The sequence below is a fragment of the Thioalkalivibrio sp. ALE21 genome, from assembly GCF_003208255.1.
Lineage (GTDB): Bacteria > Pseudomonadota > Gammaproteobacteria > Ectothiorhodospirales > Ectothiorhodospiraceae > Thioalkalivibrio > Thioalkalivibrio halophilus.
This window is the reverse complement of record NZ_QKMA01000001.1, coordinates 295,833-318,968: the sequence shown is the minus strand read 5'-3', so window position 1 is coordinate 318,968 and position 23,136 is coordinate 295,833. Positions and strand designations below refer to the sequence as shown.

The following is a 23,136-nucleotide window of genomic DNA, read 5'->3' as shown; positions in this document are numbered from 1 at the left end:
GCTCCTAGGAAGCGGCGGTATCCACGGAGAAGCTCTCGCCGCAACCGCATTCGGCGGTGACGTTCGGGTTGTGGAAGACGATTTGCCGGGTCAGCCCCTCCGCCTGGAAATCGATCTCCGTTCCGCGGATGAATTCGAAGCTCTTCGGATCGACATGGACGTCGAGGCGTTCATCCACGCGGAACACCAGATCATCGGGTCGCGGCTCGCGGACCAGGTCCACCGAATACATCCACCCGGAGCACCCGGTGCGTTTCACTTCAACGCGAAATCCGACGGCCTCGGGGTCACTCTCCATCTGTGCGAGGATGTGCCGGACCGCATCGTCGGTCGCGCGAATCCGGTCGCTCTCCGGAATGCGGGCGGTCTCGGCGGTCGCGTCGGCGATGTTCGAATTCATGGCTACACCTCTCTGGCGTGAAACGGGTCAATCCCAGCGGTCGTCACGGACCTCGACGCGCCCGTCGCGGACGCGCACCGGGAAACAGGTAAGTGGCTCCACCGCCGGGGCGGTGAGTGCACTGCCGTCGCGCAGACAGAACTCGGCACCGTGGTGCGGACACACCAGTCGGTCATCACGCAACTCCCCCTCGGCGATCGGATATTCCTCGTGCGAGCACAGGTCCTCGATGGCGTAGAAGGACCCCTCCAGGTTGAAGACCGCGATCGGGACATCATCGACCTCCACCACCCGGCGCTCGCCCGGGGGGATATCGTCCACTGCGGCTACATCGACCCAGTCTTCCATCAGAACATCCCCGTTTCGAGGCGCGCCGCCTCGCTCATCCGCGAGGCATCCCACGGTGGATCGAACACCATCTCGACCCCCGCCTGCTCGACGGTGGGAACCTCCATGATCCGCTGCCATACATCGTTGGCCAGCGTGTCTCCCATCCCGCAGCCGGGTGCGGTCAGCGTCATCTCGACCCACACGGAGCGCGAGCCGTCCTCCTCTTTCTCCACCGTGCAGGAGTAGATCAGCCCCAGTTCCACGATGTTGATGGGGATCTCCGGGTCGTAGCAGGTCCTCATCTGCTCCCACACCAGCTGCTCGACATCTTCGTCCGAGGCGTTTTCGGGCAGTTGCGGCGGCGGTGGCGGCGTTTTGCCCAGTGCATCCGCGTCTTCACCACTGATGCGAAACATCCGCCCCTGCGCGGTCACGGTGAAGGAGCCGCCGAGCGCCTGCATCAGGGCCACCTGGCTGCCTTCTCCGATCATCACCTTCTGGCCCGATGGCACTGCAACCGCCAGCGTGTCCCGCTCCAGTTTCACGATTTCCTGAGACGCCATCGTCATTCCTCCGAATGTTCGGGTGTCATCACGCTTGTGCAAGAGTGGCGGGCACGGCCTCCGGGAGACGCTGCGCGAGCCGGTTCTCCACCACCGCCCGGACCGGATCCAGTTTCATCGGCTCCAGCACCTCTTCGGCAAAGGCGTAGACCAGCATGCCCCGGGCGATCTCCGGCCCGATGCCACGACTGGCGAGGTAATACAGCGCATCGGGATCCAGCTGGCCGACGGTGGCCCCGTGCGCGGCCTTCACGTCGTCCGCGTAGATCTCCAGCTCCGGCTTGGCGTCGATCTCCGCGTTGGGCGACAGCAGGAGATTGGCGCTGTGCTGCTCCGCGGCGGTCTTCTGGGCCCCTTCACGGATCAGGACACGCCCCTTGAATACCCCGCGGCCCCGGCCCTGCGCGATACCCCGATACTGCTCGCGGCTGGTGGTATGCGGGACCGCGTGGTGGACCCGCGTGTGGGTATCCACATGCTGCCGGTCACCGACCAGGAACAGTCCGTTGAGATGGGTCTCGGCGCCGGGCTCCACCAGGTCCACGTTCAGGTCGTGCCGCACCAGGCGCCCGCCCAGATTCACGTTGTGCGAGGTCACCACACTGTCGCGCCGCTGGCGGACGAAGACATTGCCGACGTGATAGGCGGTATCCGCATGCTCCTGCACCAGGTAGTGGTGCAGGTGAGCCCCGGCATGGGCCTCGATCTCGGTAACCGTATTGGTGAAACTGCGCGCCCCTTCTCCGTCCACGTAGTGCTCGATGATGGTGGCCTCACAACCGGACTCGCCCACGACGAGAACCCGGGGGTGGCACCAGACATTCTCACTGGACGAAGTTCCGTAGAACACCAGATGGATCGGGCGCTCCAGCACCACACCGGGCTCCAGGTGGATCACGGCCCCGTCGGTCAGGAACGCGGTATTCAGCGTCGCAAACGACGAGTACTGGTCATGGGCAAGCCCGTCCAGGCACTGCTCCGGGATGGTCGCCCCCTCCCGGATCGCCGTATTCAGGCCGTCGATGCGGACCCCCGGAGCCAGTCCGTCGAGTCGCGACAGGTCGTCGCGCAGGAACCCGTTCTCGAACACCAGGCGCCAGGGCTCGAGCTCGCCGAAGACATGCTCCTCGAGCGTCGCGGCGTCAAGCAGCCCGCATTCGCTGGCAACCGAGAACGGCTTGTTGGCGATCGGGCGAACGTTGGTGTATTTCCATTCCTCGGCACGCGGGTCGGGGAAGCCGGACTCCGCAAACCGCTCGGCCGCCGCCCGCCGTTGCTGCGCGAGCCACGGCGGGAGATCCGCACTCAACGTTCCCTGCAGCTGCTCGAGCTGCCCGATGTAATGGGTATCCAGTGCGTTCGCGCTCATGCGGCCTCCTTGATGATCCCCTGGTAGCCTTCGCGCTCGATCTCCTGGGCCAGCGTCTTGTCACCGGACTTGATGATCCGGCCGCCGGACAGCACATGGACGTAGTCCGGCTCGATGTGGCTCAGCAGGCGCTGGTAATGGGTCACCAGCACGATCGCCCGGTCCGCCGAACGCAGGTGGTTCACCCCTTCCGCCACGATCTTCAGGGCGTCGATGTCCAGCCCGGAGTCGGTCTCGTCCAGCAGGGCCAGGTGCGGCTCCAGCACCAGCATCTGGAGGATCTCGTTGCGTTTCTTCTCGCCCCCGGAGAATCCGGAATTGATCGCGCGATGCAGGAAGCTCTCGTCCATCTGCATCATCTGCATCTTTTCCCGCACCAGGGTCAGGAACTGGAAGGTGTCCGCCTCGGGTTCGCCGCGGTGCTTGCGCTGGGCGTTGTAGGCTTCCTTGAGCAGATAGATGTTCTTGACGCCGGGGATCTCCACCGGGTACTGGAAGCCCAGCAGCATCCCTTCGCGGGCGCGGATCTCGGGTTCCATCGCCAGCAGGTCCTGATCCTGATAGGTGACCGACCCCGACGTGGCTTCATAACCGTCGCGGCCGCCCAGCACCTGGCACAGGGTGCTCTTGCCGGAGCCGTTGGGTCCCATGATGGCGTGGACCTCGCCCGGTTTTACCTCGAGGTCGATCCCCCTGAGGATCTCCTTGTCGTCAATCGATGCATGCAGGTCGTTGATCTTCAGCATGTGCGTTGTCCTCCGGGTACCTGGAAATTCAGTGTCGGTTTGGCGCGCCCTAGGCGTTCGTCCGGGCATGCTCGAGGGCCAGCTCCTTGACCCGGAGCATGAGCGCCTCCATGCCGGCGCGCCGGGTCGGGCTGAGGGCTTCGTCCATGCCGACCTCGCCCAGCAGTTCATACGGGTCGGTGTTCAGGACTTCCTCCGGCGTCTTGTCCCGGAACGGCAGCAGCATCAGGGCCATCAGGCCCCGCACCATGGACGTCTCCGCGTCCGCCTCCAGCACCAGCCGCGGGGGCTCCTGGTCGTCCAGATGGGCGATCAGCCACGCCTGCGTGTTGCAGTCCTTGACGCGGTTCTCCTCCGTGAGCGCCTCCTCCGGCAGGGTCGGCATCTGGCGTCCCAGATCCTCGATCATGCGGAAGCGGTCATCCCAGTCCGGCATCATCTCGAATGCGCTTAACAGTTCTTGCTTGTTCATATCGGACCCCTCTTGTCGGACGCGTGTGCGAACGGGCTGCCGGGACAGCGGCTAGCCGACCGCCCCTTCCAGAGAAACGCTCAGCAGGGCCTCGGCCTCGGTGGCGAATTCCATGGGCAGCTCGCCGAAGACCTCCTTGCAGAAACCGTTCACGATCATGTTGACGGCGTCCTCCTCGGACAGACCGCGCTGCTTGAGGTAGAAGATCTGATCGTCGCTGACCGTGGAGGTCGTCGCCTCGTGTTCGATGTTCGAGCTCGGGTTTTTGGCCTCGATGTACGGATAGGTGTGCGCGCCGCAGGTCTCCCCGAGCAGCAAGGAGTCGCACTGGGTGTAGTTGCGGGCGTTCTCGGCCCCGGGGGTCATGCGGACCAGGCCGCGGTAGGCGTTGTTGGCGCGGCCGGCGGAAATGCCCTTGGAAATGATCGTGCTGCGGGTATTGCGCCCCACGTGGATCATCTTCGTGCCGCTGTCGATCTGCTGGAAATTGTTGCCCACGGCCACCGAGTAGAACTCGCCGACCGAGTTGTCGCCCTTGAGCACGCAGCTCGGATACTTCCAGGTGATGGCGGACCCCGCCTCGACCTGGGTCCAGGCGATCTTGCTGTTGTCACCGCGGCACTCGCCGCGCTTGGTGACGAAGTTGTAGATGCCGCCCTTGCCTTCTTCGTCGCCCGGGAACCAGTTCTGCACGGTGGAGTACTTGATCTCCGCATCCGCCTCGGCGACCAGCTCGACCACTGCGGCGTGCAGCTGGTTCTCGTCACGCTGGGGCGCCGTGCAGCCCTCGAGGTAGCTCACGTGCGAACCCTCCTCGGCGATGATGAGGGTGCGCTCGAACTGGCCCGTGTCCATCGCATTGATGCGGAAGTAGGTCGACAGCTCCATCGGGCAGCGCACGCCCTTCGGCACGTACACGAACGAGCCGTCGGAGAACACCGCCGAGTTCAGGGCAGCAAAATAATTGTCATTGCGGGGCACGACGGATCCGAGGTAGCGCTCGACCAGTTCCGGGTATTCCTGCAGCGCCTCGGAGAAGGAACAGAAGATCACGCCGGCATCCGCCAGTTTTTCCTTGAACGTGGTGGTCACCGACACGCTGTCGAACACCGCATCCACCGCGACGCCGGCCAGGCGCGCCCGTTCGTCCAGCGGGATGCCGAGCTTCTCGTAGGTTTCCAGCAGCTTGGGGTCGACCTCGTCCAGTCTCTGCGGTGCATCGTCCTTCGACTTCGGCGCCGCGAAATAGGAAATCGCCTGGAAATCGATCTTCGGATAATGCACATGCGCCCAGGTCGGTTCGCGCATCTGGAGCCAGTCGCGGTAGGCCGCAAGCCGCCATTCGAGCATGAACTCGGGTTCCTGCTTCTTGCGCGAGATCGCCCGAATGACGTCTTCGTTCAATCCCGGGGGCAGGATGTCCTGCTCGATATCGGTGGAGAAGCCCCACTTGTACTCGCCCTTGACGAGTTGCTCGATGTCCTTCGGCTGGGTCGACATAAGCCTTGCCTCGGTTGTGCGGTTGAACTCACGCGAGGGCAGAGCAGGATCCGGTTGCAGCCCGCGCTCCCGAGACGCCGACCGGGATTGGCGTTACATCCCGTCGTCGCCTGAATCAGGGGGTCACCTCCGCCCTCTGTCTTCGGTTCCGACGATAAGAGAATTCCTGAGTAATTCAATAAGGATTATACCGAGCATTGATACAAGCCCCGCGGGAAGTCATGTGCTTGTGGGGCGGAGGGGGAAATGCTTGGGGGGAGAAAGGCTGGGTCACCGACCTGACGGCGCACCGCGGCATGGGGCCGGACGCATGCCGGGCGAGCACCGATGACCCGACCGGGCAGGTCACCCGCTCCCGCGACTTCGGCTAATGGCTCCGTGCTCCGCGGCGGTATTCCTGCAGATAGGGGAGGACGTCGAAATAGGCGTTGCGCGCCGCCACCTCGAACACGGCGCGGCGATCCGGGTCGCGGTCCAGCAGCAGATGGCCGTCGCGCAGGATCCGGTGCACGAGATCCGGCGGAGCGGAATGCAGGTCGACCAGATCGACCCGGCGGCCCGGCGTGTCCGACAGATCCATTTCCAGGCGCGCCAGTGGATCGAGCAGCGAGCGGGACATCGGCTCCGTCGTGAGAACCGCGAGGTCGATGTCGCTGTCGGGACCGGCCTCCCCCCGCGCATGGCTGCCAAACAGATAGGCCGCAATCACCGCGTCCTGCTCCGCAAGCCGGGTGCGCAGGAGTGTCGCCAGCGGACTGTCGCTCATCTCGAGAATCATGCCTCGAGTATCCGGCTCCACGCAGGAGCGTGCAACGCCGGGCAGGCTCAGGCGCGTTCGATGATGACGAAGGCCTGGGCGTAGTCGCGTTCGTCGGAGATGCTGAGGTGGACGGGGCCGGCGCCGAGGCGTTCGGCGGTGGCGCGGGCGCGGCCTTCCAGCACGAATTCCGGGCGGCCGCGGGCATCGTGGGTGACGCCGGCGTCGACCAGGGCCATGCCGGCGCCGACGCCGCAGCCCAGCGCCTTGGACAGGGCCTCCTTGGCAGCGAAGCGCCGCGCGAGGAAGCCGGCCGGATCCTGTGCGGGGAGATCGGCGCGTTCCACCGGGTGCAGGATACGTTCGGCGAAACGTTCGCCGTGGCGCGTCCACAGCGCCTGCATGCGCGCCACCTGCACCAGGTCGGTGCCGATCCCGAGGATCACGCCGAAGCCCTCGCCCGGGTCACACCGGGTACTGGCCGACCGGCGCGCCCTCGCGCGCGGCGTCCATCAGGCCACGCATGTGGCTGACCGCCTCCGGCAGCCCGGTGAACAGCGCGCGGGCAACGATCGAGTGGCCGATGTTGAGTTCGTTGAACACCGGGTTGGCGGCGATCGCGCGCACGTTGTCGTAGTCCAGGCCGTGGCCGGCGTTGATCACCAGCCCCATCTGCCGCCCGGCCTCGGCGGCCTCGTTGATCTGCGTCAGCAGCCGCTCGCGTTCGCCGGCATCGGTGGCGTTGGCATAGGCCCCGGTGTGCAGTTCCACCACCGGGGCGCCAATGGCAACCGCGGCCTCCAGCTGCCGCACGTCGGGCTCGACGAACAGCGACACGGCGATGCCGGCCTCGCGCAGCGGGCCGACGAAGGCGGTCAGCCGTTCGCGCTGGCCAACGGCATCCAGTCCGCCCTCGGTGGTCAGTTCCTCGCGGCGCTCGGGGACGATGCAGCAGTATTCCGGCCGCAGGTCCAGGGCGATCGCCTGCATCCCGTCGGTGGCGGCCATCTCCAGGTTCATGGGCACGGTCAGGCGCGGCTTGATGCCGAACACGTCGTCGTCCTGGATGTGCCGGCGGTCCTCGCGCAGATGCAGGGTAATGGAGTCGGCCCCGCTGGCCTCGGCCAGGCGCACCGCCTGCATCAGGTCCGGGTACGGCGTGTGCCGCGCCTGGCGGATGGTCGCGATGTGGTCGAGGTTGACCCCCAGCTTGAGCGCGGGAACGGATGCGGCGTCGGTCATGGTATCGGTTTCCTGTTCAGAGCAGACCGCGGGTTTGCAGCGGCCGGCCGTCGAGATGGGCGTCGATCAGCGCGCGCATGAAGTCGCGGCTGGCCCGGGCGAGATTATCCGGGACGTCCCGGCCGCTGGCCAGTGCCTGCAGCGCGGCGCCGGGCACGGCGCCGGCGGTGCGGGCAGGCACGTCGTGCAGGCCGTGTTCCGGTTCGTAGCGATACCAGGCTTCCGGCTCGAGATCATCCGGGTCGATGAACGCGAGACCGGAATCCAGCCCCCCCAGCAGCTGCCACTCGGCGCGGCGCAGAATGCGGTCCGCGGGCCGCTCGCCGGCAAGCTCGGTGTAGGCCCCGGTCAGGGTCTGCAGGGTGTCCTCCAGCGGGGCGTCGCGCGGGAACAGCCGCAGCACCAGTTCATTCAGATACAGGCCGCAGACCAGCCGGCGACCGGTCAGCGGGTACACCCGGCGTTCCTCGGCCACATTCAGGCTGGGCAGTTCGCCGCGCCCGCGCCAGGCGAGATCCAGCAGCACGAACGGGCGCACGCTGCCGGCGCGCCCGCGCGCCACCGCGGCAACGCGCCCCGCCCGCTCGGTGACCAGCTCCACCACGCGGCTGTTCTCGCGCAGCGGGCGCGCATGCAGGACCACGCCCGGGGTGACCTCGCTGGCGGCGCTGCTCATGTACGGATTCCGGAGGCTACCGCGGTTCCTCGATCCCGAGCTCGCGCAGCGCCCGCGGGCTGCGCGACCAGTCCGCCTCGACGCGCACGGTGAGGTTGAGCATGACCTTGCGCTCCAGCAGCGATTCGAGCTGATGGCGCGAGGCCTGGCCGATCTGCTTGAGCCGGCGCCCGCCCTTGCCGATGACGATACCCTTCTGGCTGTCGCGCTCGACCAGGATCACCGCGTCGACATGCGCGGTGCGCGGGGTGTCTTCCCAGTTCTCGACGCGCACGGCGACCGAATACGGGACCTCTTCGCCCAGCTGTTCCAGCATCGCCTCGCGGATCATCTCCTCGGCGCGAAAACGCTCCGGGCGGTCGGAGAGCTGGTCCGGGTCGTACAGGAACGGGCCCTCGGGCAGGTGGTTGCGGATCTCCTCGATCAGCCCCGGCAGGTTGGTGCCCCGCCGTGCGCCGATGGGTACCACCCCGGCATACGGAAACGCGGCCATGCGCTGTTCGATGAACGGCAGCAGCTCTTCCTTGTTCTTCTGCCGGTCGACCTTGTTGATCACCAGCAGTGCCGGGCGCCCGGAGCTGCGTATCGCCGCCTCGATGCGCTCGTCGCCCTCGCCGAAACGCCCCGCTTCGGTCAGGAAACAGATCAGGTCGGCATCCGCCAGCGCCTGGCTGGCCGTGCGGTTGAGCACCTGGTTCACCAGTTTGGTCCGTTCCTGGTCGATCCCCGGGGTGTCCATCAGCACGATCTGGTCGTCACCCTCGGTGACGATGCCGAGGATGCGGTTGCGCGTGGTGTGCGGCCGGCGAGTGGTGGCCGCCAGCTTTTCGCCCACCAGGCGGTTCATCAGGGTGGTCTTGCCCACGTTGGGGCGGCCGATCAGCGCGACCAGCCCGCAACGCGTGCCGTCGCGTGCCTCGTTCTCGGGTGTATTCATTGTTCCTGGGTCTGCTGGAGCCGGTGGAGGGCCGCTTCGGCCGCGGCCTGTTCGGCCCGGCGACGGCTGGAGCCGCGTCCGTGCTGTCCCCAGCCCTGGGTGGGCAGATGCACGGCCACGGTGAAATGGCGCTGATGGTCGGGTCCGGAGACCTCCAGAACCTCGTAGACCGGGAGTTCCGCGTTGCGGCCCTGCAGTTTCTCCTGCAGCCGGGTCTTCGGGTCCTTCAGGGTCTCGGCGGCGGGGAGGTTTTCCAGACGCTCGGCGTAGAGCGCGAGCGTGAAGTCGCGCGCGGCGTCGAAGCCCGCCTCGCGATAGGTGAGCCCGATCAGGGCCTCGACCGCATCGGCAAGGATGGAGTCGCGCCGCTGGCCGCCGCTCTTGCGCTCGCCCTGGCCCAGATTGAGCGTCCCTTCCAGGCCGGTCTCGCGCGCCAGGGCCGCCAGCGATTCGCGATTCACCAGCGCGGCCCGCAGCCGGGTCAGGTCCCCCTCGGGCGAGTCCGGCAGGCGCTCGTACAGGGCATCGGCGACCACCAGGCCGAGCACCGCGTCACCGAGAAATTCCAGGCGCTCGTTATTGCGCCCGCCGGCACTGCGATGGGTCAGCGCCTGGCGCATGCCTTCGCCATCCCGCACCGCCTCGGGCAGCAGGGTTCGAAAATCCCGTTCAGCCATGCACGTCTGGATCCTTCCGTTCCCGTCCCGGTCGCATGTCGTCAGTCCGCCAGGGTCGCGGAATAGGAGAACTGCGCGACGATGTCGATGTTGCCCAGAAAGCCGCGCCGGATCTCGTAGTCGATCATCATCGCCGGGCCTTCGTCGCCCTCGCCAACCGAGAAGTGCTCCTCCTCGATCTCCTCCGGCACCGTGTTCAGCTGAAAGCGCCGGTTCATCTCGCTCCACAGCTCGTCTTCGCTCTTGTCGGCCGCGCCCGGCTGCTCCGCCACGTCCTGCATGATCGAGCGCACCGTCATGTACTGGGTGTACTGCGTGCCCATCTGGATGATGAAGGTCAGCACGATCAGGGCCAGGAAGATCATGGCCATGATGGTGGTGGCCCCGGCGCCCTTCATTCTGGTCTTCGATTGCATGGTTACCCCCGTCCCTGTCATGTATCAGCGTATGGTCTGTCCGATTCGGGAAAAGTCCCTATGATTACCATTGTAATCCCAGTGCAGCCAGATGAAGAGCGCGCGCCCCACCAGCAGCTCCTCGGACACGAAGCCCCACGACCGGCTGTCGTTGGAGTTGTCGCGGTTGTCCCCGACCATGAAGTAGTGCCCCTCCGGCACGACCACCCGGCCATCCGCGGCCGGGCGATCCTCGCGCATCAGGGTGTTGTACGTCCGGTCGCCCATGTTTTCTTCGAACAGCGTGGCACCGGACATCACCGCACCGGAGCCCTCGCCGTCGAAGGTACCGACCTCTTCGGCCGGCTGCGGCTCGCCGTTGACGTACAGCACGCGGTCGCGAAACTCGATCTCGTCGCCGGGCAGGCCCACGACGCGCTTGATGTAGTCCTCGGCCGGGTTGCGCGGATACTTGAACACCGCGACCTCGCCGCGTTCCGGGGCCCCGGTGTCGAGGATCTTGGTGCGCGTCACCGGCAGGCGTACGGCATAGGAAAACTTGTTCACCATGATGAAATCGCCCACCAGCAGGGTCGGCATCATGGAGCCCGAGGGGATGCGGAACGGTTCGGCAACGAACGAGCGCAGGACCAGCACGATCAGCAGGATCGGGAAAAACGAACGCGAGTAGTCCACGTACCACGGCATCTTCGCCCGACGTTCGGGGCTCAGCCGTCGGCGCAGCACCGCCCATGCCAGCCAGATCAGGCCGGTTACCGCGGTCGCCACGACCAGGATCAGTTCCAGATTCGCCATGTTGTTTCCCCGCCCCCGCTACCGGCCCGACGGCCCGGTGGTTCCCGTCATTTCTCGTCCACCGAGAGTACCGCGAGAAAGGCCTCCTGCGGAACGTCCACCTTGCCGATGGACTTCATCCGCTTCTTGCCTTCCTTCTGCTTCTCCAGCAGTTTGCGTTTGCGGCTCACGTCCCCGCCGTAGCACTTGGCGAGCACGTTCTTGCGCATCGCCTTGACCGTCGAGCGCGCGATGATCTTGGAGCCGATCGCCGCCTGGATGGCCACCTCGTACATCTGCCGCGGAATGATCTTCGCCATGCGCTCGGTGATCTCGCGTCCACGCGACTCGGATTGATCCCGGTGCACGATGGCCGACAGCGCATCCACCCGGTCGCCGTTGATCAGGATGTCGACCCGCACCAGCGGGGCCGCCTGGAAACGCAGCGGGTGGTAGTCGAACGAGGCATAGCCTCGGGTTGCGGACTTGAGCCGGTCGAAGAAGTCCAGCATGACCTCGGCCATCGGCAGTTCGTAGGACAGCTGCACCTGACGCCCGTGATAGGCCATGCGGGTCTGCACCCCGCGCTTTTCCACGCACAGGGTCATGACCGCGCCGACGTACTCCTGCGGCACGAGGATATTCGCCTCGATGACCGGCTCGCGGATCTCGGCGACCTCGTTGTTCGGCGGCAGCTCCGAGGGATTGTGCACGGACACCACGCTGCCGTCGTTCTTTTCCACCTCGTAGACCACGGTGGGAGCGGTATTGATCAGGTCCAGGCCGTATTCGCGCTCCAGGCGTTCCTGCACGATCTCCATATGCAGCATGCCGAGGAAGCCGCAGCGAAAGCCGAAGCCCAGGGCCGCCGAGGTCTCCGGCTCGAATGACAGCGCGGCATCGTTCAGGCGCAGCTTGTCGAGCGCGTCGCGCAGGTCGTTGAAGTCGTCCGCGGAGACCGGGAACAGGCCGGCGAACACCCGCGGCTGGATCTCCTGGAACCCGGGGATCGGCTCGTCCGCCGGGTTGTTGAAGTCGGTGATCGTGTCACCGACCTTGGCCCCGGAGATGTCCTTGATGGTGGCAATCATGTAGCCCACCTCGCCGACGTCCAGATACTCGCGATCCACCGGCTTGGGCGTGAACACCCCCACGCGATTGACCTCGTGCGGGCGTTCCACCGCCATCGCCTTGATCTTCTGGCCGGCATGCAGGCGCCCGGCCTTGACCCGCACCAGGGCCACCACGCCCAGGTAGTTGTCGTACCACGAGTCGATGATCAGCGCCTTCAGCGGGGCCTCCGAATCGCCCTGCGGCGGGGGGATGCGCCGCACCAGCTCCTCCAGCAGCTCGCTGATGCCCTCGCCGGTCTTGGCCGACACCCGCAGGGCGTCGGTGGCCTCGATCCCGATCACGTCCTCGATCTCGTCGGCCACGCGGTCGGGTTCGGCCGCGGGCAGGTCGATCTTGTTGAGGACCGGCACGACCTCCAGCCCCTGGTCGATGGCCGTGTAGCAGTTGGCCACGCTCTGCGCCTCCACGCCCTGGGAGGCATCCACCACCAGCAGCGCGCCCTCGCAGGCGTACAGCGAGCGCGAGACCTCGTAGGAGAAATCCACGTGGCCCGGGGTGTCGATGAAGTTCAGCTGGTAGCGCTGGCCGTCGTTGGCGTCGTAGTACAGCGACACGCTCTGCGCCTTGATGGTAATCCCGCGCTCGCGCTCGAGATCCATGGAGTCCAGCACCTGCTCCGACATCTCGCGCTCGGTCAGCCCGCGACAGCCCTGGATCAGGCGGTCCGCCAGGGTCGACTTGCCGTGGTCGATGTGGGCGATGATGGAAAAATTGCGGGTCAGACGGGTATCACTCATGCGGGCCCCAGCAGGTCCAGCAGTGCCTCTCGGTCAAGAAAGTGGCAGCAGAGAATGTCGCCGTCGACCGCGAGCACCGGCACCTTGGTGTTGTAGCGCTCCCGCAGATCCGGGTCCTCGTCGATGTCGACGACGTCGAGCGTGAAAGTATAACGGCTTTGCAAAGCAAAAAGCTCCGCGAGCATGTGCTCGCAGAGCCCGCAACCTTCTCGATGGTACACCGTCAGTTGCTTCATGTGCGATGGGCCGGCCCCGGGAGCGCCCGAGGCCGGCGCGTGATGGCCGTCAATCCTGCGGAATGCGCAGGGCGATGAAGGTGGGGTTGCCACCGCGCTGGATCAGCACCGGCACGGTCGTGCCGGGGCCGGCCTGCTCGACGCGCTCTTCCAGCTCTTCCAGCGATCCCACAGGCTGCCGCGCGAACTGCACGATCACGTCGCCCGGCCGCACGCCGGCGCTGCGCGCGGGGTTGTCCTCGACCTCCAGCACCACCAGGCCGTTGTCGACGCCGAGCTCCTCGCGGGTTTCGGCGTCCAGCGGCTCGAGGCGCATGCCCAGCAGGCTCTGCGGCTCGGGCCGGGCCTCGCCCGGCTGTTCGGGGGCCGCGCGGCGTTCGGCAATGTCTTCGGGCAGCGCCTCGATGGTGACCTCGAGGGTCTTGTCCTCGGAACCGCGCCGAATGTCCACTTCGACCTCGGCACCCACCGGCGTGCGGCCGACGATCGGCGGCAGCGCGCTGGAATTCGGCACGTCCAGGCCATTGAAGCGCAGGATCACGTCACCGGCCTCGAACCCCGCCTTCTCCGCGGGACTGTCCGCCTGCACTCGGGCGACCAGGGCACCGGAGGGCTTGTCCATGTCGAACGACTCGGCCAGATCCCGGGTAACCTCCTGGATCAGCACACCCAGCCATCCGCGGGTCACTTCGCCGTGTTCACGCAGCTGGGTCACCACGTCGCCCACCACTTCGATGGGCACTGCGAACGACAGCCCCATGAACCCGCCGGTACGGCTGTAGATCTGGGCATTGATCCCGATCACCTTGCCGTCGAGATTCATCAGCGGACCACCGGAGTTGCCCGGGTTGATGGCCACGTCGGTCTGGATGAAGGGTACGTAGTTCTCGCTCGGCAGGCTGCGCCCCTTGGCGCTGACGATCCCGGCGGTGACCGAGTGGTCAAAGCCGAACGGCGAGCCGATCGCCAGGACCCATTCCCCGACCCGGAGCTCCTCGGAGGAACCCAGCTCCAGCGTGGGCAGGTCCTCGGCGTCGATCTTCAGCAGGGCCACGTCGCTCTGCGGGTCGGTACCGACGACCTCGGCATTGAACACGCGCCGGTCGGACAGGTGGACCACGATCTCCGAGGCACCCTCGACCACGTGGTTGGCGGTCACGATGTAGCCGTCTTCGCTGTAGATGAAGCCGGAGCCGAGCGAATCACGCTCGCGCTGGCGCGGGTCGCCACCGGAACCCGGGGGCTCGCCGAAGAAACGCTCGAACAGGTCCTCGAACGGAGTCCCTTCGAACTGACGCATGCCGCCGTGTTCGGGCACCTCGGTGGTGCGGGTGGCCGAGATGTTCACCACCGCCGGGCTGTGTTCTTCCGCCAGCGGCACGAAATCAGGCAGAGGCCGCGCCGAAGCGGGCAGGGACAGGGCCAGAAAGACCAGGGCGACCAGCGCCCATTGCATCGGTTTCAGCATCATTGAATCCCTCTCCGGGAAGCTTGAAAGGACATGCCTCTGGACGCCGCGAAAGCGCGCAAGTTCCCCGCGGGCCGCGGCAGGATCAGCCGGTGCGGGTGGCAACCGGCCGCACTACGCCGCTGCCCGGCTGGCGCGCGAGCACCACCGGCTGGAACGCGGCATCGCGCTGGCTCATCCAGCGGCGCACGCTGAGCAGGCCTGCCCCCAGTCCCGCGAGGCCCGCCAGCAGCAGCATGCCCTCGCCGGCCCCGGGGAACAGGGCCATGCCCAGTAAGGGCACGCCGATCAGTCCGGCCAGCGGCAGCAGATACATCATCAGCGCACCCGCAACCAGCGCGGTATCGCGCACGCCGAGAGTGACGGTATCGCCGGCCTGCAGGTCGCCGGAATGGCCGACCCGAACTTCGATGGGCTTGCGCCCGAGGACGTCCGACAGAATCCCGCTGCCACAACCGCTGCGCGCGGAACAGCTGCCACAGGTGGAACGGCGCTGGATGCGCACGCGGGCGATGTGCCCGTCCACTTCGATGACTTCACCCTGTTCCTCGATCCAGTCACTCATGCCGCCCCCCAACGGGCTGCGGCGGATGCATGGCAGCAGCGAGGCGCTCCACGGTTTCGCGGGGCACGTCGCCGACGGCCGTGATCTGATAATCGCCTTCGATCCGGGCCACCGCGTGCGTGGCACCGGCGCGGGTCGCGCCCTCGAACCGGCGCTCACCTTCCACCGGCTCTACGTACACCGAGACCGAGGCCAGGCCATCGCTGACCACGAAATAGCGGCCGGGCTGTTCCGGATCATCGCTGCTGCGTTCGCGCGCCACCACCAGGCGGAAGCCCGACGGCAGTTCACTGAAGCTCCAGTCCCGGCCGTCGGGGTCGGGGCGCAGATGTCCGCGCTCGGCGCGCACCTCGATGCGGTCGGCCCCTTCACTGACCGGCTCGAGGGCGGCGTCCGGCACGCGGTCCAGCAGTTCGAGATCGGTAAACGCCAGGCGTTCGAGCAGCTGGCCGCTCCCGGAATAGAGTTCGCTGAGCAGCGGCAGGCCGGTGTCTTCGTGCAGGCAGTAGCGGTGGCTGTAGCGCAGCAGGTCACCGGCGCGGGCCAGCAGCATGCGGCAGGCATGCCCGGCCACGCGGCTGCGACCCTGATCCTTGAGGGAATAGCCATCGTGTTCCGCGAGCAGGTGAACCGGGGAACTTACCGGCCAGCGCGGGGTGGAGCCGGCCTCCGCAGCCTGCCCGCCGGAGGCGGCCCCGGTCCCGGACTGGGCACTGAGACGGTCCACCGAGCGCACGACCTCGCGCTCCTGGCCACTGAGGGTATGCAGCCGCTCGCGATAGCCTCCGTCCTCGACGGCGTGGATCACGCGCACCGTATCGAGGCGATCCTTGCGCTGCAGGACGAATGTCCCCCGGTAACTTTCCGAGTGGACGCTCGCGGACATGCGTTCCAGCCACTCGGCGGGGCCGGGATCACTGGCGATCACCGGCAGCGGGAGCAGGGCGACGGAAGCCGCCAGCACCCAGGGCAGACCTCCGTACATCATGGTTTACTCTTCGCCGACCGAATAACGTACGCGCCCGAAGGCCGCGGAGCCCGGACCGGTCAGATCGGCGTGGTTCTCGAAGTAGCGCACGAAGCGCGGGTCCAGCTCCTCGCCAGGTCCGTCGGCCTCGGGCATGCCGGCGCCGGCGGACGCCTGCTCCGGGCCCTCGGCCGAGCGCGCCGTCTGCACCTCGGCCGGGGGCGCCCCGCCTTCGGCCATACCGGGCGTCGCGTCACCACCGGGCTGGCCGGCACCCATCATCTGCATGCCCACCAGGGTCACCACCGCCACGGCGGCCGCGACCCCGGTACCGACCACCGGCCGGAACCACCGCGAACGGGTTGCCTGCTCGACGCCGGCGGGAGCCGGCGCGACATGCAGCGGCTCTTCCTCGGCCAGCTGTTCGCGCACGCCCTCAAGCAGGTCCGGTGGCGCGGTCATGCGCATCCCGCCGCGCAGCGAGTCCCCGATCAGGTGATAGCGTTCCCATTGCTTGCGATCTTCCTCCGACTGCAGCAGCTCGTCCACCAGGCGACGCGTCTCGAACGCCTCGGTCTCGTCGTCCACCAGGGCCGAGAGACGCTCCGTCTTGCTGACTTGTTCACTCATACGATCATGCTCATTCAGTCGTTCAACAATGGTCGCAAGGTCTCGTCGATGGCCTCGCGCGCCCGGAAGATGCGCGACCGGACCGTGCCGATCGGACATCCCATGGTCTGCGCGATTTCCTCGTAGCTCAGACCTTCGATCTCGCGCAGAGTGATCGCGGTCCGCAAATCGTCCGGCAGCTCGTCGATCGTGCGCTGGACGGCCGCCTCTATCTCCTGCGACAGCGCTTCCCCCTCGGGGGTTGCATTATCCTTGAGAGCGGAATCGCCCCCCATTTGTTCGGCATCCTGCGCATCGACTTCGGATTCGGGCCGGCGGCGCCCCTGGGAGACGAGATGATTCTTCGCGGTGTTGATGGCGATCCGGTACAGCCAGGTGTAGAACGCACTTTCGCCGCGAAAGTTCGCGAGACCGCGATAGGCCTTGATAAAGGCTTCCTGGGCGATGTCCAGGGCCGTGGCGTGGTCGTGCACATAGCGGCCGACAAGATTCACGATCTTGTGCTGATACTTCAGGACCAGGATATCGAAGGCCTCTTTCTCGCCATTCTGGACACGCCGAACCAGGGCCTCGTCGGAAGCCTTCTCGCTCATCCGGGGACTCCCGTTCGGCGACTCGTCTCCAGTATTCTAGGGTTCATGGACCGCCTGACCTGCATGAAGTTCGAAACCCGCTCGCCGGGGATTGCTCCCGGCTTCCCGGCCATTGCGCAACAAGCGCAAAACGTTACCTGACGCATGGATACAGCACAACAAGCCCGCAAAGCCGACGTGCTGGTAATCGGCAGCGGTGCGGCCGGACTGAGCGCGGCCCTGCATCTCGCCCCGCATCGCCGGGTCGTGGTCCTCAGCAAGGGCCCGGTGGACGAGGGCTCGACCCGCTATGCCCAGGGCGGCATCTCGGCAGTGCTCGACCGCCAGGATTCCTTCGACGCCCATATCGACGACACCATCGACGCCGGTGCCGGGCTGTGCGATGCGGACGCGGTGCGCCGCACCGTCGCGGCCGGGCCCGAGGCGATCCAGTGGCTGCTCAACCTCGGGGTGCCGTTCACGCGCGAATCGTTCGAGGGCCGCAGCCGGCTGCATCTGACGCGCGAGGGCGGGCACAGCGCCCGCCGCGTGGCACATGCCGCCGATGCCACCGGCCGCGCGATCGAGGACGCGCTGGTGCGCAGCACCGGCGACACCGCCAGCATCGACGTACTCGAACGCCATGTGGCGGTGGATCTGATCACCTCGCGGGTGGACGGCGTGCGCCGTGTGGTCGGGGCCTATGTCCAGGATACCGCGACCCGCGAGGTACAGACGATCATGGCGCCCACGGTGATCATGGCTACCGGGGGCGCCAGCCGGGTCTATCTCTACAGCTCCAATCCCGACGGCGCCACCGGCGACGGGATTGCGATGGCCTGGCGCGCCGGCTGCCGCATCGCCAACATGGAATTCATGCAGTTCCACCCGACCTGCCTGTACCACCCCCGGGCCAAGTCGTTCCTGATCTCGGAGGCAGTGCGCGGCGAAGGCGGGCTACTGAAGCTGCCGGACGGGGAACGCTTCATGCCGCGCTTCGACGAGCGCGCCGAACTGGCCCCGCGCGACATCGTGGCGCGCGCGGTGGACCACGAGATGAAACGCCTCGGGATCGACCATGTCTATCTCGACATCAGCCACAAGGCGGCGGATTTCATCCGCGAGCACTTCCCTACCATTCACGAACGCTGCCTCGAATACGGCTTCGACATGACGCGCGAGCCGTTGCCGGTGGTTCCCGCCGCGCACTACACCTGCGGCGGGGTTGTGGTGAATCATTTCGGCCAGACCGATCTTCCGGGCCTGTATGCCGCCGGCGAGGTCTCGTGCACCGGGCTGCACGGCGCCAACCGCATGGCCAGCAATTCGCTGCTGGAATGCCTGGTCTACGCCCGCGCCGCGGCCGAGCACATCCTGTCGCAGACCGATCTGCCCGCTCCGGAGGCCCTGCCGGTACCGGCGGCCTGGGACGAATCACGGGTAACCGAATCGGAAGAAGAAGTGGTGGTGGCGCACGACTGGGACGAACTGCGCCGGCTGATGTGGGACTATGTCGGGATCGTGCGCACCCGTAGCCGGTTGCTGCGCGCGCAGCGCCGAATCCGCATCCTGCAGGAAGAGATCCACGAATATTACAGCCACTACCGGATCTCGCCCGACCTGATCGAGCTGCGCAACCTCGGCATGGTGGCCGAGATCATCGTGCAGAGCGCGCTGGCCCGACGCGAGAGCCGCGGCCTGCACTATCTGCTGGACTACCCCGAGCGTGACCCGGAACTGGACGGCATCCCCACGGTTCTGGTGCCGCCCTCGCCCGCCGGTCAGCTGGCCGGGCGCGCGGCCGGCGGGAGCTGAATGAACTTTTCGCGGTAGTGGCGCAGCTCGTCGATCGAGTCACGGATGTCCTGCAGGGCCTGGTGCGAAGCGTTCTTCGACAGCCCCTGGAGCACGTCCGGCGCCCAGCGCCGCGCCAGCTCCTTGAGCGTGGATACGTCGAGGTTGCGATAGTGGAACCAGGCCTCCAGCTCGGGCATGCAGCGGGCGAGGAAACGCCGGTCCTGACAAATGGAATTGCCGCACATCGGCGACTGCCCCTTCGGTACCCACTTTTCCAGAAACGCCAGCGTCTCGCGCTCCGCGGCGGCCTCGTCGTGGTCGCTGTGGCGGACGCGATCCAGCAGGCCCGATTCGCCGTGCGTGCGCTGGTTCCAGGCGTCCAGCCCGTCCAGGACCTCCGGCGACTGGAACACCGCGATCACCGGGCCCTCGGCCAGGATCTCGAGGTGCTTGTCGGTTACGATGGTCGCCACTTCGATGATCCGGTCCGTTTGCGGCTCCAGGCCGGTCATTTCCAGATCGATCCAGATCAGATTTTCCGCACTCGCCGTCATTGTCTCTCCTCTGCGGCACTCGGTGGTGCCCTATGATGGCGCGATGCAGTCTATCATCATGGGGACGGGCCCCGGGGGCCCGTCGCATCGAACAACGAACAAGACCGGCACCGACGAAGAAGGAGGGCCACATGCGACACCTCACCACCTCTCTGGCCGCCCTGACGCTGGCCGGCGGCATGGCCGCCACCGCGCAGGCCGACGACATCCGGATGGGCCAGGATCTGCACGACAACAACTGCGTCAGCTGCCATGCCGACATGCACGGCGGTGACGGCTCCGACATCTATACCCGCGACGGACGCATGGTCGGTGACCGCGAAGAACTCGTCGCGATGGTCCGGCGATGCGATGCCAACATCGGCACCGCCTTCTTCGATGACGAGATCGAAGCCATCGTGGCCTACCTCAACGATGAATACTACGGATTCGACTGAACCCCCATGAGCGACCTGAAGACGCGTCACTGCCAGGCCTGCGAAGGCTTTACCGACCCGATGCCGGCCGAGGAGGCGACCCGGGCCCTGGGCCAGCTGCACGAATCCTGGGAACTGGGCGGCGACACGAAGGACATCCGGCGCGAGTTCCGCTTTCGCAACTTCCACGAGACCATGGCCTTCGTGAACGCGGTGGCCTGGATCGCCCATGTCGAGGATCACCATCCCGACATGGAAGTCGGCTTCAACCGTTGCCGGGTCCAGTTCTCCACCCACGCGGTGGGCGGACTGACCGAAAACGATTTCATCTGCGCCGCGCGCGTGGATGCGCTGTTCGACTGACCCGTCGATGCAGCCTGCATGAGCCGGTCCGCCCGGAACCCGGGATCCGCGGACAGCACGACCGCGGATCCCCTGCCCGCCCGCGCGCGTGTCGCCGCCCGCCTCAACCAGAGGGCCGACCTCCTCGACGAGGACGGCCATCTGCATCGCGTGCAGCTGCAGCGCCGCACGGGGGATCTGGTCTGCGGGGACCGCGTGGAAACCGACGGCCACCGCATCCTGCGCCGCGAGCCGCGCCGCAATGCGCTGGTGCGGCGCGACGGCTACGGCCGCCGCAAGACCATCGCCGCCGGAGTGGACCGGGTCTGGATCGTGGTGGCGCCGGAACCGGCCCCGGCACGTTTCCTGATCGACCGCTTCCTGGTCGCAATCCACAACCTGTCGGCCGAGCCACGACTGCTGTTCAACAAATGCGAACTGGACCCCGGGGGCGCGCGGCGGCTGGACCGGCAGTACGGCCATCTGGGCCTGCACGCGCTGCCGGTCAGCGTGCACGAAGGCACCGGGCTGGACGCCCTGGCGGCGGCCGCCGAGGGGGGCAGCAACATCCTGGTTGGCCAGTCCGGAACCGGCAAGTCATCGCTGATCGATGCGCTGCTGCGCCGCGCCGGCAACGCGCCGGAACAGGCTCTGCAAACCGCGACCCTGGGGCAGACCGGCGAAGGGCGTCACACCACGACCACGGCGCGCTGGTATCCGCTGGCGGGCAATGGCGCGTGGATCGATTCCCCCGGGGTGCGCGACTTCACACCGGAGCTGGACGACGCTGACGCGCTCGAGCGCGGCTTCCCGGACATCGCCGAACGGGCCCGGGAATGCCGCTTTCGCGACTGCCGGCACGCGGCCGAACCGGGGTGTGCGGTGGGAGCGGCGGTCGCCGCCTGCGAGCTGCCGCGGGAACGGCTGGAGGCCTGGCAGGAGCTGCGGGCGGAGACCCGGCGCCGGGACTGAGCCCGGCAGCGGCCCCGCGGCACGATTCAGAACGAATCAGAAGGTCAGGCCCATCTCCACGCCGAACACCGACGAGGAACCGCCGGATTCGGGACGCATGCCGTCGAATTCCAGCCGCTCCTCCATCCAGCCTTCGGACGATTCCAGCGAATAGTCATCGTAGAACAGGCTCATCGACAGCTCGCTGTCGTTGCGCAGGCGGAGGCTGCCGTCCAGGCTCAGATAGCTGGCGCCGCGCGTGTGGTCGCGCGGTTGCAGGCCAGTCCCCGCACCGACCGTTTCCCGCGAATCGCCCGCCAGCGGCTGACGCACGCCGACCCGCAGCTGGCTGTCAAAACCGCCCGACTCGAAGGTGGGTCCGAAACTGAAGTCGGTGAAATAGGAAGTGGTACCCGCATCCTCCCGCAGCTGCCCCGGCGCACTGCGCGACTCCATGCCGAAGCCCAGATCGATCCCGTACCCCAGGCCACTGGCCCCCAGGCGCTGACGGAAAGCCCCGGTCGCCTCGAAACGATCGCCCAGGCCGGTGATGTCGTCCGCCGGACGCGACACCGCGTCGGCATCCAGCATCAGGCGGTAACGCGGGTCGGGCCGCGCCTCCCCGCCCGCACCCGCCGCGCCGGAAAAGGAGGACAGGTCGCCCACGGCCGCAACCTGATCGCCGCCGTCGAGATTCAGGGTGCGGGTCAGAGAATAGCGGGTGGTGTCGTCTTCGGCCGCCGCAACCATCGGCGTCGCGAAAACCACGACCAGCATCAGCGGCACCGCCAGCCGGGCAACGACGCGCGCGCGGCCCGGGGCATTCCCCCCCCCGCCCATGGCCGTTGTCCCGTCATGATATCCGCGTTGTGTCACGCCCGTTCCCCCGTTTGTTACCGCGCCGGCCTCCCCGGACCGTCGCGTTCGCTAGCCCGGGGGCCAGCCGAGGGGCCGACCGCCGAGCAGGTGCATATGTATATGATAGACCGTCTGACCGCCCTGCTGGTTGCAATTCATCACAGTCCGGTATCCGGCCTCCGCAAAGCCGCGTTCGGCCGCGACCTCCGCCGCAACCCGGGCCATGTTGCCCACCGTCACGGCATCCTCGGCGGTAAGGTCGTTCAGGGTTGCGATGTGCCGCCGCGGAATCACCAGCACATGGTGCGGCGCCTGGGGATGCAGATCCTCGAAGGCGATCACGTCATCGGTCTCGCGGACGATGGTCGCGGGGATCTCCCCGGCGACGATCTTGCAGAAGATACAGTCTTCCATGGTGCCTCCACCGCGCCCGGCCGGCGCGGTTTATATCAGTAATCGCGGCGCCCCGACAAGGCGTGCGCCAGGGTCCCCGCATCCGTGTATTCCAGCTCCCCGCCGCTGGGGATCCCCTGCGCGATGCGCGTGGCGCGGATTCCCAGGCGCCCGGCCATCTCGGCCAGATAGTGAGCGGTAACCTCACCCTCCACCGAGGTGTTCGTGGCGAGAATCAGCTCCTCGGTGCCCTGCTGGCGCAGACGTTCCTCCAGCCGGTCCAGCCCCAGCTCCTCCGGGCCGATCCCGTCCAGCGGCGAGAGCCGTCCGAGCAGCACGTGGAAGCGACCGTTGAAATCGGTGGCCGCCTCGATCGCCATCACGTCGCCGGGGCTCTCGACCACGCACAGGACCTGGTCGTCGCGATCGGGATCGAGGCAGCGTTCGCAGGTCTCGGCCGAGGTCAGCGTCCGGCACACCGAGCAGTGGCCGATGTTCTCCACCGCGGCGTCCACTGCCCGCGCCAGGCGCCGCGCGCCCTCGCGGTCGCGTTCCAGCAGGTGCAGCGCCATGCGCCGGGCGGACTTGCCGCCCACGCCCGGCAGACAGCGCAGCGCCTGCACCAGATCGTCGAGTTCGGTATCCACCGCGACCCGG

30 protein-coding genes are annotated in these 23,136 nt (G+C 67.0%); 4 read left to right on the top strand and 26 right to left on the bottom strand.

Going from position 1 to position 23,136, the window contains the following annotated elements; all coding sequences use genetic code 11:
• Positions 1-4: 4 nt before the first annotated feature.
• The 22 genes from D893_RS01565 to rpoE all read right to left on the bottom strand — a co-directional run bounded on the left by D893_RS01565 (position 5) and on the right by rpoE (position 17,189).
• On the bottom strand, positions 5-400 hold the full coding sequence (locus tag D893_RS01565; protein ID WP_018870136.1) for an iron-sulfur cluster assembly accessory protein: 396 nt from the start codon (positions 398-400) through the stop codon (positions 5-7).
• A gap of 27 nt (positions 401-427) precedes the next feature.
• Positions 428-748, bottom strand: a complete 321-nt coding sequence (locus D893_RS01560) for a non-heme iron oxygenase ferredoxin subunit (RefSeq protein WP_019021928.1) — start codon at positions 746-748, stop codon at positions 428-430.
• Positions 748-1,293, bottom strand: coding sequence for a putative Fe-S cluster assembly protein SufT (sufT, locus tag D893_RS01555; protein ID WP_018870138.1), 546 nt, complete (start codon positions 1,291-1,293; stop codon positions 748-750). The genes D893_RS01560 and sufT overlap by 1 nt, the downstream gene beginning before the upstream one ends.
• Before the next feature lie 28 nt (positions 1,294-1,321).
• Positions 1,322-2,662 carry a Fe-S cluster assembly protein SufD gene (sufD, locus tag D893_RS01550; protein ID WP_110618993.1) on the bottom strand — a complete coding sequence of 447 codons (1,341 nt, stop codon included), beginning with the start codon at positions 2,660-2,662 and terminating at the stop codon, positions 1,322-1,324.
• A complete protein-coding gene (gene sufC / locus D893_RS01545) occupies positions 2,659-3,408 on the bottom strand; it encodes a Fe-S cluster assembly ATPase SufC (RefSeq protein WP_110618992.1) in 750 nt (249 codons plus the stop codon). The genes sufD and sufC overlap by 4 nt, the downstream gene beginning before the upstream one ends.
• 49 nt (positions 3,409-3,457) lie before the next feature.
• Positions 3,458-3,880, bottom strand: coding sequence for a SufE family protein (locus tag D893_RS01540; protein ID WP_019589665.1), 423 nt, complete (start codon positions 3,878-3,880; stop codon positions 3,458-3,460).
• Between the two features lie 51 nt (positions 3,881-3,931).
• Positions 3,932-5,380 carry a Fe-S cluster assembly protein SufB gene (sufB, locus tag D893_RS01535; protein ID WP_110618991.1) on the bottom strand — a complete coding sequence of 483 codons (1,449 nt, stop codon included), beginning with the start codon at positions 5,378-5,380 and terminating at the stop codon, positions 3,932-3,934.
• 367 nt (positions 5,381-5,747) lie between these two features.
• Positions 5,748-6,158: a nucleotidyltransferase domain-containing protein gene (locus D893_RS01530; RefSeq protein ID WP_110618990.1), complete on the bottom strand. Its 411-nt coding sequence runs from the start codon at positions 6,156-6,158 to the stop codon at positions 5,748-5,750.
• A 47-nt stretch (positions 6,159-6,205) separates the two neighbouring features.
• Positions 6,206-6,583, bottom strand: a complete 378-nt coding sequence (gene acpS, locus D893_RS01525) for a holo-ACP synthase (RefSeq protein WP_018947034.1) — start codon at positions 6,581-6,583, stop codon at positions 6,206-6,208.
• A gap of 19 nt (positions 6,584-6,602) precedes the next feature.
• Positions 6,603-7,379 (bottom strand): pyridoxine 5'-phosphate synthase, encoded by a 777-nt coding sequence (locus D893_RS01520; protein WP_110618989.1) that lies wholly within the window; start codon positions 7,377-7,379, stop codon positions 6,603-6,605.
• Between the two features lie 16 nt (positions 7,380-7,395).
• Positions 7,396-8,055: a recombination protein O N-terminal domain-containing protein gene (locus tag D893_RS01515; RefSeq protein ID WP_110618988.1), complete on the bottom strand. Its 660-nt coding sequence runs from the start codon at positions 8,053-8,055 to the stop codon at positions 7,396-7,398.
• Positions 8,056-8,071: 16 nt separating this feature from the next.
• Positions 8,072-8,992, bottom strand: a complete 921-nt coding sequence (gene era, locus D893_RS01510) for a GTPase Era (RefSeq protein ID WP_110618987.1) — start codon at positions 8,990-8,992, stop codon at positions 8,072-8,074.
• Positions 8,989-9,669, bottom strand: a complete 681-nt coding sequence (rnc, locus tag D893_RS01505; protein WP_018947030.1) for a ribonuclease III — start codon at positions 9,667-9,669, stop codon at positions 8,989-8,991. Before rnc ends, era begins: the two co-directional genes overlap by 4 nt.
• Before the next feature lie 41 nt (positions 9,670-9,710).
• Positions 9,711-10,067 (bottom strand): DUF4845 domain-containing protein, encoded by a 357-nt coding sequence (locus D893_RS01500; protein ID WP_018947029.1) that lies wholly within the window; start codon positions 10,065-10,067, stop codon positions 9,711-9,713.
• Positions 10,068-10,109: 42 nt separating this feature from the next.
• Positions 10,110-10,880 carry a signal peptidase I gene (gene lepB, locus D893_RS01495; protein ID WP_110618986.1) on the bottom strand — a complete coding sequence of 257 codons (771 nt, stop codon included), beginning with the start codon at positions 10,878-10,880 and terminating at the stop codon, positions 10,110-10,112.
• 47 nt (positions 10,881-10,927) lie between these two features.
• Positions 10,928-12,730 carry a translation elongation factor 4 gene (gene lepA, locus D893_RS01490; protein ID WP_018947027.1) on the bottom strand — a complete coding sequence of 601 codons (1,803 nt, stop codon included), beginning with the start codon at positions 12,728-12,730 and terminating at the stop codon, positions 10,928-10,930.
• On the bottom strand, positions 12,727-12,966 hold the full coding sequence (locus D893_RS01485; RefSeq protein WP_026288980.1) for a glutaredoxin family protein: 240 nt from the start codon (positions 12,964-12,966) through the stop codon (positions 12,727-12,729). Before D893_RS01485 ends, lepA begins: the two co-directional genes overlap by 4 nt.
• A gap of 49 nt (positions 12,967-13,015) precedes the next feature.
• On the bottom strand, positions 13,016-14,437 hold the full coding sequence (locus D893_RS01480) for a DegQ family serine endoprotease (RefSeq protein WP_110618985.1): 1,422 nt from the start codon (positions 14,435-14,437) through the stop codon (positions 13,016-13,018).
• Positions 14,438-14,519: 82 nt separating this feature from the next.
• Positions 14,520-14,999: a SoxR reducing system RseC family protein gene (locus D893_RS01475; protein WP_110618984.1), complete on the bottom strand. Its 480-nt coding sequence runs from the start codon at positions 14,997-14,999 to the stop codon at positions 14,520-14,522.
• Entirely contained in the window at positions 14,992-15,987 is a 996-nt protein-coding gene (locus D893_RS01470) for a MucB/RseB C-terminal domain-containing protein (protein WP_110618983.1), read from the bottom strand. Before D893_RS01470 ends, D893_RS01475 begins: the two co-directional genes overlap by 8 nt.
• 3 nt (positions 15,988-15,990) lie before the next feature.
• Complete coding sequence (locus tag D893_RS01465) at positions 15,991-16,596, bottom strand: sigma-E factor negative regulatory protein (protein WP_024329068.1); 606 nt, start codon at positions 16,594-16,596, stop codon at positions 15,991-15,993.
• A gap of 14 nt (positions 16,597-16,610) precedes the next feature.
• Entirely contained in the window at positions 16,611-17,189 is a 579-nt protein-coding gene (gene rpoE / locus D893_RS01460; RefSeq protein ID WP_018870158.1) for an RNA polymerase sigma factor RpoE, read from the bottom strand.
• A 144-nt stretch (positions 17,190-17,333) separates the two neighbouring features.
• Here rpoE and nadB point away from each other — a divergent pair, with 144 nt between their 5' ends.
• Positions 17,334-18,983, top strand: coding sequence for an L-aspartate oxidase (gene nadB / locus D893_RS01455; protein ID WP_024329067.1), 1,650 nt, complete (start codon positions 17,334-17,336; stop codon positions 18,981-18,983).
• Here the strand turns inward: nadB and orn are convergent.
• On the bottom strand, positions 18,950-19,519 hold the full coding sequence (gene orn / locus D893_RS01450) for an oligoribonuclease (protein ID WP_018947021.1): 570 nt from the start codon (positions 19,517-19,519) through the stop codon (positions 18,950-18,952). The two genes, nadB and orn, sit on opposite strands and share 34 nt — an antisense overlap.
• A gap of 131 nt (positions 19,520-19,650) precedes the next feature.
• Here orn and D893_RS01445 point away from each other — a divergent pair, with 131 nt between their 5' ends.
• From D893_RS01445 to rsgA, 3 genes are read left to right on the top strand one after another with little or no spacing between them, the layout of a single operon-like run.
• Positions 19,651-19,956, top strand: coding sequence for a cytochrome c (locus D893_RS01445; RefSeq protein ID WP_018947020.1), 306 nt, complete (start codon positions 19,651-19,653; stop codon positions 19,954-19,956).
• A 6-nt stretch (positions 19,957-19,962) separates the two neighbouring features.
• A complete protein-coding gene (locus tag D893_RS01440; RefSeq protein WP_018947019.1) occupies positions 19,963-20,298 on the top strand; it encodes a 4a-hydroxytetrahydrobiopterin dehydratase in 336 nt (111 codons plus the stop codon).
• Positions 20,299-20,316: 18 nt separating this feature from the next.
• Entirely contained in the window at positions 20,317-21,249 is a 933-nt protein-coding gene (gene rsgA, locus D893_RS01435; protein WP_110618982.1) for a ribosome small subunit-dependent GTPase A, read from the top strand.
• 36 nt (positions 21,250-21,285) lie between these two features.
• On the opposite strand, the gene D893_RS01430 is transcribed toward rsgA, so the two are convergent.
• From D893_RS01430 to recR, 3 genes are all read right to left on the bottom strand, one after another.
• Positions 21,286-22,068 carry a hypothetical protein gene (locus tag D893_RS01430; protein WP_077243850.1) on the bottom strand — a complete coding sequence of 261 codons (783 nt, stop codon included), beginning with the start codon at positions 22,066-22,068 and terminating at the stop codon, positions 21,286-21,288.
• Positions 22,069-22,155: 87 nt separating this feature from the next.
• Positions 22,156-22,500, bottom strand: a complete 345-nt coding sequence (locus D893_RS01425; RefSeq protein ID WP_077243849.1) for a histidine triad nucleotide-binding protein — start codon at positions 22,498-22,500, stop codon at positions 22,156-22,158.
• Between the two features lie 35 nt (positions 22,501-22,535).
• Complete coding sequence (gene recR / locus D893_RS01420) at positions 22,536-23,126, bottom strand: recombination mediator RecR (protein WP_018947015.1); 591 nt, start codon at positions 23,124-23,126, stop codon at positions 22,536-22,538.
• Positions 23,127-23,136 lie beyond the last annotated feature (10 nt).